Origin of the sequence: Motiliproteus sediminis, assembly GCF_017912535.1 — a bacterium.
Classification (GTDB): Bacteria; Pseudomonadota; Gammaproteobacteria; order Pseudomonadales; family Balneatricaceae; genus Motiliproteus; species Motiliproteus sediminis.
This window is the reverse complement of sequence record NZ_JAERQK010000003.1, coordinates 165,232-177,522: the sequence shown is the minus strand read 5'-3', so window position 1 is coordinate 177,522 and position 12,291 is coordinate 165,232. Positions and strand designations below refer to the sequence as shown.

10 protein-coding genes are annotated in these 12,291 nt (G+C 58.3%); 3 read left to right on the top strand and 7 right to left on the bottom strand.

Annotation, left to right across the window (positions count from 1 at the left end; translation table 11 throughout):
• Positions 1 to 3: 3 nt before the first annotated feature.
• From ppnN to cobB, 3 genes are all read right to left on the bottom strand, one after another.
• Entirely contained in the window at positions 4 to 1,377 is a 1,374-nt protein-coding gene (gene ppnN / locus JJQ76_RS07705) for a nucleotide 5'-monophosphate nucleosidase PpnN (RefSeq protein WP_210396190.1), read from the bottom strand.
• 64 nt (positions 1,378 to 1,441) lie between these two features.
• Positions 1,442 to 2,665, bottom strand: a complete 1,224-nt coding sequence (locus tag JJQ76_RS07700) for an MFS transporter (RefSeq protein WP_343232495.1) — start codon at positions 2,663 to 2,665, stop codon at positions 1,442 to 1,444.
• Positions 2,662 to 3,378, bottom strand: coding sequence for a Sir2 family NAD+-dependent deacetylase (cobB, locus tag JJQ76_RS07695; RefSeq protein ID WP_210396189.1), 717 nt, complete (start codon positions 3,376 to 3,378; stop codon positions 2,662 to 2,664). The genes JJQ76_RS07700 and cobB overlap by 4 nt, the downstream gene beginning before the upstream one ends.
• A gap of 113 nt (positions 3,379 to 3,491) precedes the next feature.
• Here cobB and JJQ76_RS07690 point away from each other — a divergent pair, with 113 nt between their 5' ends.
• Together JJQ76_RS07690 and JJQ76_RS07685 are read left to right on the top strand one after the other, a co-directional pair.
• Complete coding sequence (locus JJQ76_RS07690) at positions 3,492 to 4,874, top strand: PhoH family protein (RefSeq protein ID WP_210396188.1); 1,383 nt, start codon at positions 3,492 to 3,494, stop codon at positions 4,872 to 4,874.
• Positions 4,875 to 5,074: 200 nt separating this feature from the next.
• Positions 5,075 to 7,672, top strand: coding sequence for an EAL domain-containing protein (locus JJQ76_RS07685; protein WP_210396187.1), 2,598 nt, complete (start codon positions 5,075 to 5,077; stop codon positions 7,670 to 7,672).
• Between the two features lie 82 nt (positions 7,673 to 7,754).
• Here JJQ76_RS07685 and JJQ76_RS07680 read toward each other — a convergent pair whose 3' ends face one another.
• Together JJQ76_RS07680 and JJQ76_RS07675 are read right to left on the bottom strand one after the other, a co-directional pair.
• On the bottom strand, positions 7,755 to 7,955 hold the full coding sequence (locus JJQ76_RS07680) for a hypothetical protein (RefSeq protein ID WP_210396186.1): 201 nt from the start codon (positions 7,953 to 7,955) through the stop codon (positions 7,755 to 7,757).
• Positions 7,956 to 9,014 (bottom strand): porin, encoded by a 1,059-nt coding sequence (locus JJQ76_RS07675; protein WP_210396185.1) that lies wholly within the window; start codon positions 9,012 to 9,014, stop codon positions 7,956 to 7,958.
• 417 nt (positions 9,015 to 9,431) lie between these two features.
• Between JJQ76_RS07675 and JJQ76_RS07670 the strand changes: the two genes are divergently transcribed.
• Complete coding sequence (locus tag JJQ76_RS07670) at positions 9,432 to 11,216, top strand: DEAD/DEAH box helicase (protein ID WP_210396184.1); 1,785 nt, start codon at positions 9,432 to 9,434, stop codon at positions 11,214 to 11,216.
• Between the two features lie 70 nt (positions 11,217 to 11,286).
• Here the strand turns inward: JJQ76_RS07670 and JJQ76_RS07665 are convergent, their stop codons facing one another.
• Together JJQ76_RS07665 and JJQ76_RS07660 are read right to left on the bottom strand one after the other, a co-directional pair.
• Positions 11,287 to 11,616 carry a hypothetical protein gene (locus tag JJQ76_RS07665; protein ID WP_210396183.1) on the bottom strand — a complete coding sequence of 110 codons (330 nt, stop codon included), beginning with the start codon at positions 11,614 to 11,616 and terminating at the stop codon, positions 11,287 to 11,289.
• Between the two features lie 50 nt (positions 11,617 to 11,666).
• Positions 11,667 to 12,143, bottom strand: a complete 477-nt coding sequence (locus tag JJQ76_RS07660) for a cupredoxin domain-containing protein (protein WP_210396182.1) — start codon at positions 12,141 to 12,143, stop codon at positions 11,667 to 11,669.
• Positions 12,144 to 12,291 lie beyond the last annotated feature (148 nt).

Here is a 12,291-nt window from a genome sequence, read left to right as displayed (position 1 = left end):
CGACTACAGGTTGATCCGGTAGCAGGGCTTGTAGTTGGCGTGATTGAGCTTCATCCGCCGCTGCTCGACAAAGGAGCACAGCAACCTGTCGAGGGCGCGCATCAGAGCCGCATCGCCGGACAGCTCGAACGGGCCGTGGGCCTCGATCGCCTGGATACCTGATTCCTTGACGTTGCCCGCAACAATACCGGACAACCCGCGACGCAGGTTTGCCGCCAGCTCGAAATTGGGTTGGTCGCGGTGCAGGTCCAGCTTGGCCATGTTTGCGTGGGTGGGTTCAAAGGGCTGCTGAAACAGCTCATAGTCGATATGCAGCGGCCAGTTGAAATGAAAGGATTCGCCGGTCGCCTTGCGGTAATCGGTCACATCCGCCATTCCCTGACGCATCTGGCGCGCCACTTCGGCGGCATCACCGGTGATAATGCGGTAGCGACGGGCCGCACTGTCGCCCAGCGTATCGCGGATAAAGCGGTCGATAGTCTGGAAATACGCCGCCGCCGATTCCGGCCCGGTAAAGATCAATGGAAACGGTAACTCGCGGTTCCGCTCGTGCAGCAGCACCCCCAGGATATAAAGAATCTCCTCCGCGGTGCCTGCGCCGCCGGGGAAAACGATAATGCCGTGACCAAGGCGCACAAAAGCCTCAAGACGCTTTTCAATGTCAGGCATCACGATCAGTTCGTTGACGATGGGGTTGGGTGATTCGGCGGCGATGATGCCGGGCTCGGAGATACCCACATAGCGGCCGCTGAAGTTGCGCTGCTTGGCGTGGGCGATGGTCGCTCCTTTCATCGGCCCTTTCATCGCCCCGGGACCACAGCCGGTACAGATATCGAACCCCCGCAACCCCAACTCGTAACCCACGTTCTTGGTGTATTTGTACTCTTCACGATTAATGGAGTGGCCACCCCAGCAAACCACCAGATTAGGCTTGATCCGCGGCGTGATCGCATCGGCATGACGAAGCACGTGGAAGATCTCGTTGGTGATCGCCTGAGACGGGCTCAGATGCTGGTCATTGAAGCCCAGCTCGTCGCCGACATAAAGCAGATCACGCAGCACTGAAAACAGATTTTCACGGATGCCGGTGATAATCTGGCCATCAACGAAAGCGCTGGCCGGGGCATCCACCAGATCCAGTTGCAGGCCACGGTGCTTCTGGCTGATGCGGATATCAAAATCGCGATACATCTCCATCACTTCACGCGAATCATCCACTTCGCTACCACAGTTGAGAACCGCCAGGGCACACTTGCGGAAGACCCGGTAGAGACCGGTCTGGCTTTTGTCCTGCAGCCGATCGATCTCGTACTGGGACAGGGTGTCGAGATTGTGTTCGGGGGTAACGCTGGTGGTGACGCGTTGAATCGCTGTCATGGCCACTACTCCTACTACGGGGCTTCAACCGAAGAAGCTACAATAACCTAACTGTAGCAAAAACCTATATTTTTTCGGTCACTAACGCCTGATCGTCACAACCGCGGCCACGGCGTTCAAACCACAGCAGCACCATGACCATCCCCACCAACGGTGCCAACATGATCAGGTTGACCGGTGCCCATCCCAATGCATTCTGCAACGCGCCGGCACCGAACGTCGCGGCCATCACGGTTACCGAAACCAAGACATCGTTCAGCCCCTGTACCCGGGCTTTCTCTGCGGGTTGGTACGCGTCGGTCACCAGACCGGTGGCACTGATATAAAGAAAGTTCCAGCCTATCCCCAGCACACCCAGCGCCAGCAGAAAATGCCACTCGGACACCCCCTGCAGGTTGATCAGAATGCAGGCAATCATCAAGGCGCAGCCCGCCAACATCATCGGCCCGGTACCAAAACGGCTGATCAGCCGTCCGGTTACAAAAGAGGGCGCAAACATGCCCAGCACGTGCCACTGAATCACCCCGGCGGTGGCGGCAAAGCTGTGGCCGCAGGCCAGCATCGCCAGCGGTGTTGCGGTCATGATCAGCGCCATCACCGCATAGGAGACCATCGCCCCCAACACCGCCACCACGAAGACCGGCTGGCGCGCTACTTCCGCCAGCGGCCGCTCCTCCCCTTCAACCTCGGCTGACGAGGGCGGCGGAATGCGCACCAGACCCAACAGCGCCAGTGCCAGCAGGTAGAGCCCCACCAGGCCGGCAAAACTGCCGGCATAGAGAACCTCGGGCAGCCAGTCGCGGGTCCAGATCGCCAGATTGGGACCCAACACCGCGGCCAGCAGACCGCCGCTCATCACCCAGCTGATGGCACGGTGCTTCTGCTCTGCCGGCGAGGCATCCACCGCCGCAAAGCGATACAGCTGGCTGATACCGATACAGCAGCCAAGCAGAAAGGTGCCGCAACAGAACAGTGCAAACAGGCCCCACCACAACCCCAGCAACGCCACCATTGCTCCAGCGATCCCCACCAGGTTGCCAAGGACGAAACCGCGCCGGCGGCCGATCCGCTTCATCAACAGCGACGCCGGCAAGGTCGCCACCATCATGCCGCCAAACTGGATCGCCACCGGGAGCGTGGCCAGTAGCGGCGACAGCGCCAGCTCCTGACCGATTAACGCCGTCACCGCGACCAACAGGATATTGCCGCTGATCAGCAACGCCTGGCAGAGCGCCAGTAGCAGGACGTGACGGTTGATAAACCAGCGTGCAAATAGCGACTCACTCACAACCGGCCACCCAGCACCGCATCGACAAACTGTGGCACCACCTCGGAGGCGGGGCCATAAACATGATGTTCGAACGCATTGCGCGTTTTACTCGGTTCCAGATTCAGCTCCACCGTGTAGGCCCCGTTGAGAGAGGCAGTTTCAACGAAACCGGCTGCCGGATAAACGTTGCCGGAGGTACCGATGGAGAGAAACAGATCGCAGTTTTCCAGCTCGTCGTAGATCCGCTCCATCCCCTTAGGCAACTCACCAAACCAGACGATGTCAGGGCGCAGCAAACCCGGCCGATCGCAGCACTGGCAGTGAGTGGCCGGTGTCATATCGTCGTTCATGGGGTATACCCGCCCGGTGGCAACGCAGCGGGCGCGCAGCAGCTCACCATGCATATGCAACAGGTTGGTGGAGCCGGCGCGTTCGTGGAGGTCGTCGATATTCTGGGTTACCAGTAGCAAGCGCCCGTCAAAGCGACGCTCAAGTTCGGCCAGCGCCACATGGGCGGCATTGGGCTGGGTGGCTGGATCCAGCAGCTGTCGGCGGCGCAGATTATAGAACCGGTGCACCAGCTCTGGATCGCGCTCGAATGCCTCCGGCGTAGCTACATCTTCAACCCGGTGGTTCTCCCACAGGCCATCGCTGGCGCGGAAGGTTTTTAGCCCGGACTCCGCCGAGATACCGGCGCCGGTCAACACAACAATGGAACGAAGCGACAACATAACGGGGTGACCTGTATAACCTAAACTGGTATACGGGTAAGGTAATGACTAACCGGTTGAATGGAAAGCTCGCAAACCGGTGGCAGGATTCATCGCATCAAGGAGATACATCTATGGGCGCATCGAAGCTTTACATTCTCGATACCAATGTACTGCTGCACGACCCGAACTGTCTGACCGAATTCAAGGAACAGGATATCGTCATCCCGATGACGGTGCTTGAAGAGCTCGATGACATCAAAGACCGCAAGAAAAACGTCGCTCAGGAAGCGCGAATCGCCATCCGCGCCATCGATCGCATTCTAAGTGTCGCCGACCCTGACCAGATCAACTCCGGCGTGCAGATCACCCTGCCCACCGCTGACCCCGACGCCAAGCTCGGCAAGCTGTCGATCTTCCCTGACCATGAACTGCAGATGCATCCCGGTTTTCTACCCGCGCAAACCAACAAAGACAACCGCATCATCAATTCGGCCCTGCACCTGCAAACCAGCCACGCTGACCGCCAGGTAATCCTGGTTACCAAAGATATCAACATGCGCCTCAAAGCCCTGGGCGCGGGCCTGAAGCGGGTCGAGGATTACCGTACCGACCAGCTGATCTCCGACCTCGATCTGCTCACCCCCGGCTACCATCGGATGGAGGGCAACTTCTGGGATCTGGTTGACGAGGTCAAGACCGAGCAGCACGACGGCCGTACCTATCATCGCATCGCCCGCGCGCTGTTGCCGGACACCTTTCCCAACGAATATATCTATGACGACAACGACTTCGCCGCACGGGTGGTGCGTGTCGATGAACTGGAAGTCAAACTGCAGGATATCAGCCAGCGCTTCCTGATGGATCGCGACTGCTGGGGGATATCACCGCTGGACCTGCCGCAAAGCTTTGCCATGGACGCGCTCAACGACCCCGAAGTTGACCTGTGCATTCTCAACGGTGCGGCCGGCTCGGGCAAAACCCTGCTGGCACTGGCCTCGTGCCTGGAGATGGTGATCGAGCAGGGGCTGTTCAACAAGATCATCGTCACCCGCAGCACCCCGCCGGTGGCGGAAGATATCGGTTTCCTGCCGGGCACCGAAGAGGAGAAGATGACCCCCTGGCTGGCCGCTATTCACGACAATCTGGAGGCGATGCACGAACACGACGAGCAGCCGCAGAGCAGCATCAAATACACCATTGAGAAGGCCAACATCCAGTTCAAGTCGCTCAACTTTATCCGCGGACGCAGCATCCAGGATGCCATCGTACTGATCGATGAGGCGCAGAACCTGACACCCTCGCAGCTGAAGACCATTCTCACGCGCTGCGGCCGCGGCACCAAGATGGTGTGCCTCGGCAACCTGGCGCAGATCGATTCCAACTATCTGACTCCGTTGACCTCGGGCCTGACCTACATCGTCGAGCGTTTTCGTGACTACGAAGGAGCCGCCACCATCCACCTCGAAAGCGTAGTGCGCAGCCGTCTGGCTGAATACGCCGAGTCTCATCTGTAACCCCACCGGGGGCGCCCATCGGGCCGCCCCGGTGCGCTCTGGGGCGGGTAAACCCGCCCCGCTTGATTTGCGTCAACAAACTCTGAAGCGGAGTCACGCGGCTGTCATATACAATGGCGGTCTCCGCAGCGTGACCGGATAAACGCCTTCTGGCCTGTTGTCCGCTCTCGCCAGGCGACAGGTTGAGTGGGGCAAAAGCGATGAAGTACAACAGGTCGATGAAGTGGTTTTTGTTGAAAACGGCGTTCCTGTTTTCATTTCTCGGCTTCTTTATCATTTACTGGGCGGCCAATGAAGCCTACGTCAAAGCGGTAAAGAGCAACGCCATCGCGGTATCCAACCAGCTCGCCATCAACACCTTCAACTCCATGTTCCAGGTCATGCGTCAGGGGTGGACTCGTACCCAGCTGGAGACCTTCATCGGTACATTGGAAAGCACCAACAACCAGAACAGTCACACCATCACCATTTTCCGCGGTAACAAGGTGATGGAAGAGTATGGTCCGATCGAGCAGCCCGCACTCGACGCCTTCAATCAACGCACCCTGAGCAGCAATAGCGCCCACTTCGACGAAAAAGACGACGTGCTGCGCTACAGCTATCCGCTGCTGGCCAGACAGGAGTGCCTGGCCTGTCACACCAACGTCAAACCGGGTGAAGCGCTGGGGTTGATTGAAGTGCGCCAGAATCTGACCCCGCTGATGAGCCACGCCAGAGATGATCTGCTCCGCCGCCTGATCTACATGGCGCCCTTCCCGTTTATCCTTTCGCTGATCGTGATTTTTTACCTCAACCGGCGCATCAACCGCTCCATGTCGCAGTTGGAAGAGAGCATCGACAAGGTTAACAAGGTCTCGGATCTGAACGATCTCGACCTGCAACAGCGCGACCTCGGATTCAGCGAGCTCAATCAGGTCTACAGCAAAGTAGAAGGGCTGGCGGAACGGATGCGCACCATCGCCGTCGACCGCGAACTGCTCGAATTCGAGATCCGCTTGCTGGAGAAATTCATCATCACCTCAGAGGTGGTCCGTGACTGGCGCGAGTACGTCAGTCTGCTGCTGAACGACATCAACACGGTGATGAACGCCTACACCCTGTTCTCCATCTTCAAGGTGGACGACGAGGTGTTTGATCTGGAGATCTTCTGGTACGGACCGCCGACGGACCATACCCGACGGATGATGGAGCAGGAGATCCGCAAAGCGCTGGACAACACCGCCTCGTTCCGCAACCTGCAGACGCTGAAGATCAACCATAACATCGCGGGTCGCAACCGCGCCCCGATCGAGCTGAATCTGGACGACATCCGGCTGCAGACCAAGTCGCTGTTTCTGGAAGTTCCCAAGATCGGCGGCATCGTCGGCATCGGTGTTCAGGTAGGTGTCAGCCAGGACGAAAGCCGCCGATTGGTCATGGAGAGCATTCTGTCCACCCTGATGAACGTGGTCGGCTCGGTCAAAGCGATCTACAAGTACACCAAGGATCTCGAATACTATGCTACCCGCGATCCGCTCACCGACCTGCACAACCAGCGTATTTTCTGGGAGATGCTCAATTACGAAGTGCTGCGGGCACAGCGCCACGAATACCACTTCGGTCTGCTGGTGATCGACCTCGACAACTTCAAGTCAATCAATGATGGCTTTGGCCACAGTTTCGGCGACCGCTACCTGCAGGAGGTCGCCAAATCGATCCGTGAAGCACTGCGCGCCGGCGATATGCTCGCCCGCTACGGCGGCGACGAATTCACCGTCATTTTGCCTGAAGCAACGCTCGAACAAACCCGTGAAGTGGCCGAACGGATCCAGCGCAACCTGCAGAAGATGAGCAGCGTCACCCCGTCTGGCGAGACCCTCGAAACCGGCATGTCCATGGGCGTGGCGGTCTACCCCGAACACGCCTCCAGCGCCAAGGACCTGTTCATGTTTGCCGACAACATGATGTACAAGGCCAAGGGGCTGGGTAAAAACCGCATCTACATCCCCAACGAAGACGACGTGGTGGAGGTGTTCAAGGATATCAGCGAGAAAAGCCTGCTGATCAGCAAGGCGATCAAGGAGAAGCGCGTCATCCCCTACTTCCAGCCGATGATGGGTAGTGAATCAGGGATCATCGAAGCGGTTGAGGTACTGAGCCGCATTCAGCTGGACGGCGATAATGTGATGGGTGCCCATGAATTTATCGAGATCGCCGAAACCATGGGGGTTATCCATTGCCTTGACTTCGCAGTCATGGAAAAGGCATTCGAACGGGTCAACCAGGAACAGTTCAAGGGGCTGGTATTTCTTAACATGTCGCCCCGTTCGCTGGTTCTCAGCGAGTTTCTACCCGAGGTCAAACGGATTACCGAAGAAGCCGGAATAGCGCCGGAGCGGGTGGTGTTCGAGATTACCGAGCGCGATACGGTCAAGAACATGACCATGCTGGAAAAATTCGTCGGCAGCCTCAAGGCGGAAGGCTTTCAGCTGGCGATCGATGACTTTGGCTCAGGCTTCTCATCGTTTCATTATCTCAAGCACTTCCCTATCGATTTCGTCAAGATTGAAGGGGAATTTGTCGCCAATATGGTCAGTGATGCCAAGGACAACGCCGTGGTGCGCTGCATCGCCAGCCTCGCCCATGAACTGCACGCCAAAACCATCGCCGAATATGTTGAAAGCGAGGAGGTGCTGCAGGCGGTCAAGTCGATCAACGTCACCCTGGCACAGGGTTACCACATCCGCCGGCCGGCGCCCTATATTTTCGAACAGCCTCCGCAACCGGCTCTGGCTGAAAGCCTCGCTTCGGATACCTGATCCAGGTTGCAACGGGAGTAACCTCGGAGAACCCCAAGGGCAGGCCTGTTACCTGCCCTTGGGGTTTATGATCGCGGCGGAGTCATTCCGATGCGGGCGCAGTCTGCTCGCTGTTTGGCCCGATGGTCACCGTGACTTCACCACTGCTGCCGGAAAACAGGCCAGGGCCCGCGGGAGTTTCCGTCGGATCGGTATAGGCCACCGGCTGGGCACCACTGCACCCTACCAGCAACACCAACCCGCTGGCCATCAGCACGCCCCTGAGCATGGCTGACACCACCATCTAGAACTTCACCCGTGCGCCAACCAAGGCAACCAGCACATCCTCGTAATCGGTTGCTCCCGAGTCATCATCCAGCTCGTAGTTGCGCACACCGACATAAGCCTCGGTGGAAAACGCGGGAATGGTGCGCACATACTGGGCGCCGTAGGAGCTACCCTCGTGACCCGCTTGCAACTGGTCGGTAACGTGATAGTCAACCGAGTAGGCGTTGTGACCCATCCTGTATCCCAGCTTCAGATAGATAAAGTCAGAGTCCTTGCCCACCTTGACGTCCCGCTCACCGACAGCCGCAGTCACGTTAAAGCCGCCATCCAGAGCCACCGATACCGAACCCGCGGTCTGGGTATCGTTGTTGCCGCCGTCAAAGTCGACATATCCGAGGCCGGCCGCGACTTTCATCCCGTCGTACTGAGCGCTGTAGTGAAGGCCGATATCGCCGGTGCCCTCATCGGAGTGACTGGCCGCGATACTCAACCCGGAAAAACTGGGCGAGTCGTAACGCAAACGGTCCTGTCGGCCGTTGCCGTCCATATCAGACAGCGCACTGCCCACGGTGATACCGGATGAGGGCACGGTAGCGGTGTCACCTTTGGCTCTGAAGATCAGTCCCCCGCCAATATCCACGGTTGAGGCATAACCGGCCAACGCTGTGCCTGACAGGTCTTTTTCGGAGGTACCATCGGTTGCGGTTGAGCCCTGTCCAACGGACAGCTTGCCCCAGCTGTCTGCGACGGTGAATTCAAGAATCCGCTCACCCACATCAAAACCATCGCTGGCACTTTTATCCTGATTGGTAACCGCCGTACTTTGTGATTCCGCCTGCAGTTCAATATTCACTCCCACCGTGGTGGTATCAACAGTCGTGGAGCCATTGATTCGAAAGCGGGTCGAGGAGGCATCGTTATCGACGTGGCGAACCTGGGACTCCTCGCCATCATCGAAGAACATCACCGCACGGTTAATGTGGCCGGAGAATTTGACATCCACTTCGGCCAACACCGGCGCCGAAAACATAGTAGCTGCCACCGCGGTGGCAAGCATCCGTTTCTGAACAGTCATAACATTCACCCTTTTGATTCGTTAACAGGCTCACACCGCCAGGACCTTGATCCTGCTGCAGCGCAGTCCTGTCGAAGAAAACCATCCCTTACTCAGCCCACACACCTTACCTTTCCAAACCCAACGACCAGCCTCCCCCTGAATAACAGCGTTGTAAGCAACACCCACCAGCAACTTTCCCGGTAACGCCTGTAGAAGCCGCCCCGGACCAGCGGGCGCAACAGTCTGTTATGTACTAGACCAGCCCCGCCAAATGATCCATCTACTCCCCCTCCAGATGGCAGTTTTGTTACAACAGCTGTTTGAATACCGTCGCCGAAGTACCACCTTGGCCCCGAAATAGAGATATAACGTGCACCAGCCCCAACTTCGCGCTATAATCCCGCTCTTTTACACCTCCCCCCTGGATTCCATCCTATGTCATCCCCCAAATTCAGCGACTTGTCGCTGGCTGCGCCGTTGCTTGAAGCCCTCACCGGCCTCGGCTACGAAACCCCCTCACCCATTCAACAAGCTTGCATTCCCGCTCTTCTGAACGGCGAAGACGTGCTCGGCATGGCCCAAACGGGTACCGGTAAAACCGCCGCTTTCGCGCTGCCTCTGCTGCAGAAGATCGATATCGAACGCACCCATCCGCAAGCACTGGTGCTGGCACCGACCCGCGAACTGGCAGTACAGGTGGCCGAAGCGCTGCAAGCGTACGCCCGCCATATGCGCGGTTTTCACGTACTGCCGATCTATGGCGGCCAGTCCTACACCCTGCAGCTGCGCGGCCTTAAGCGCGGTCCGCACGTCATTGTCGGCACCCCCGGCCGAATTCGTGATCACATCGCCCGCGGCACGCTAGACCTGTCCAGCATCCAGATGCTGGTACTGGACGAAGCCGACGAGATGTTACGGATGGGTTTCGTTGAGGAGGTCGAAGCGATCATGGCGGAAACCCCCGCCGAGCGTCAGACCGCGCTGTTCTCAGCCACCATGCCGGAGCAGATTCGCCGCATCACCAAGCGCTATATGCGCGATCCGCGTGAGCTGAAGATCGCTGCCAAGACCTCAACCGTCGAGAATATCGACCAGAATTACTGGCTGGTCTCCGGAGTCAACAAGCTCGACGCGCTGACCCGTCTGCTGGAAACCGAGAGCTACGACGGCGTAATTATCTTCGCTCGTACCAAGACCGCCACAGCTGAAGTAGCAGAAAAGCTGGAAGCCCGTGGCTACGCAGCCGCGGCCCTTAACGGCGACATGAACCAGGCGATGCGGGAGCGGACGGTACAGCGGCTGAAAAACGGCCAGCTCGATATCGTCGTTGCTACCGATGTTGCCGCGCGCGGTCTTGATGTAGAGCGCATCAGTCTGGTCGTCAACTACGACATTCCCCTCGATACCGAAGCCTACGTACACCGCATTGGCCGTACCGGTCGTGCCGGGCGCAGCGGCAAGGCGATCCTGTTCGTTGCTCCGCGTGAACGGCGCCTGCTGAAGGCAATCGAGCGCGCCACCCGCCAGCAGATTCCATCCATGGATCTCCCCAGCCGCAACCGGGTAACTGAAGTGCGCATCAACGCCTTCCGTGAACGCCTGGTCTCGGTACTGAACGAAGATCTCGATTTCTACCGCGACCTCAGCGCCAAGCTGGTCGCAGAGCTGGAGCAGCCGCCGGAGCAACTGGCCGCCGCGCTGCTGTTCCTTGCCCAGCAGGACAAGCCGCTGCAACTGCCGCCGGAGCCCGAACGCCCCGCCCGTGGCGAACGCCCTGACCGCGGCGATCGTCCGGAACGTAGCAAGCGCGCGAAAGCCAACTTCGGTGACGAGGTCAGCTGGATCCGCTACCGCATCGAGGTGGGTCGTGAAGACGGTTTGCAGGTGAAGCATGTCGTCGGCGCCATCGCCAACGAAGCGGATCTCGACAGCCGCTACATCGGCCACGTCAAGCTCCACGACGACCACACCACCGTCGAGCTTCCTGACGGCATGCCGCAGGAACTGCTCAATCACTTCAAGCAGGTGCGGGTATGCAACAAGCCGATGCAGATGAGCACTGCCGAGGATCAGCGGGGTGTCGGGGAACGTCCGTCAAAAGGCGGCAAGAAATTTGGCAAAGGCAAGCCCGGCGCCAAAAAGCCCCACCGCAAAGGTCCGCCGCGCGCCGACAGCAAAGCGCCGCGCAAAGAGAGCAACGCCCCCCGCCGGCGCGACTGATCCGGATCACCTTCGCCGCACAAAAAAGGCCCGCACTGCGGGCCTTTTTTATTCGAAACCACCGCTTCGTTTAACGGCAGTAATAATCCTCCACCCAGGTGCGATCGTCACCTTTAACGATCAGGAAGGCATCAATACAGCCGCTCCCCTCATCAAGGCCGTAAAGCAGCGCACTGGAGTTGGGCCAACCATACCGGGGAATGGTCATCTCGTAGATCGGTTTGCCCAGCTCAGCTATCAGCTCTTTGTAATCGCGCCCTGCCCAGCGGGCATGCATCGCCTTTTCGCGACTAGCACCACTCATACCGGCTTTTTCTTCAACTTCTGCGACTTCAGGCTCCGAAGAGCATCCCTGTAGAGCCAGCGCGAGCAGCAGCGCCGGCCATCCCAATCTGTTCATGTGCAGTCCTGGTCCCTTAATTAACGCGGGGAGTATGAATGGCTGACGACCTACTCGGCCGCCTCGATGGTGAAGAAACCTTCCATGCCGTCGTCCCGGTGCCCTTCGACGCTGCAATACACCTCATATTCACCGGTTTTGACCGGCACCAAATAGAGGTTAGCACTGGTGTTGGGCTCCAGCAGCAAGCTGTGGGCATGGGGGGTATCGATCTCCACACCGCCTATGATCAGCTTCTGAAACACCACCGAATGAAAAAACGCCAGATCCACCAGATCATGTTCATGCCGGTCACTGACGTTCGTCAGGACCAGCTTGTAGGGCTTACCCGCAGTAAGCACAACATCGTCCGGCGTAAAGAGGTTGTCTTCCAGCAAGATCGAGATGGTTTCCGCCTTTTTCCAGTCGATATTGGCTGGCATCCAGGTGATCGTCGGATCATCATGCCCCGCTTCGGCATAAACCGGGCCGGTAACCGCCAGATTCAGCCCTAACACCAGTCCAGTCAAACCCGCTTTAACGCCCATACCAAGCAAAACCCCTCACAAATTTGCGGCTATTGTCATACGTGCGTATGAGGCACGCATTGACCCATATCATCAAGCCTGAGAAACCTTCGTTCAACCGCGCAAGACAGCAAAAGTGACTCGCGCATTTGCCACCGGCGCTGGCCAC

Bases quoted from the DNA above. Each gene is read 5' to 3' on its own strand.
- ppnN (WP_210396190.1), bottom strand. From the start codon at position 1,377: ATGACAGCGATTCAACGCGTCACCACCAGCGTTACCCCCGAACACAAT.
- cobB (WP_210396189.1), bottom strand. From the start codon at position 3,378: ATGTTGTCGCTTCGTTCCATTGTTGTGTTGACCGGCGCCGGTATCTCG.
- JJQ76_RS07690 (WP_210396188.1), top strand. From the start codon at position 3,492: ATGGGCGCATCGAAGCTTTACATTCTCGATACCAATGTACTGCTGCAC.
- JJQ76_RS07685 (WP_210396187.1), top strand. From the start codon at position 5,075: ATGAAGTACAACAGGTCGATGAAGTGGTTTTTGTTGAAAACGGCGTTC.
- JJQ76_RS07680 (WP_210396186.1), bottom strand. From the start codon at position 7,955: ATGGTGGTGTCAGCCATGCTCAGGGGCGTGCTGATGGCCAGCGGGTTG.
- JJQ76_RS07675 (WP_210396185.1), bottom strand. From the start codon at position 9,014: ATGACTGTTCAGAAACGGATGCTTGCCACCGCGGTGGCAGCTACTATG.
- JJQ76_RS07670 (WP_210396184.1), top strand. From the start codon at position 9,432: ATGTCATCCCCCAAATTCAGCGACTTGTCGCTGGCTGCGCCGTTGCTT.
- JJQ76_RS07665 (WP_210396183.1), bottom strand. From the start codon at position 11,616: ATGAACAGATTGGGATGGCCGGCGCTGCTGCTCGCGCTGGCTCTACAG.
- JJQ76_RS07660 (WP_210396182.1), bottom strand. From the start codon at position 12,143: ATGGGCGTTAAAGCGGGTTTGACTGGACTGGTGTTAGGGCTGAATCTG.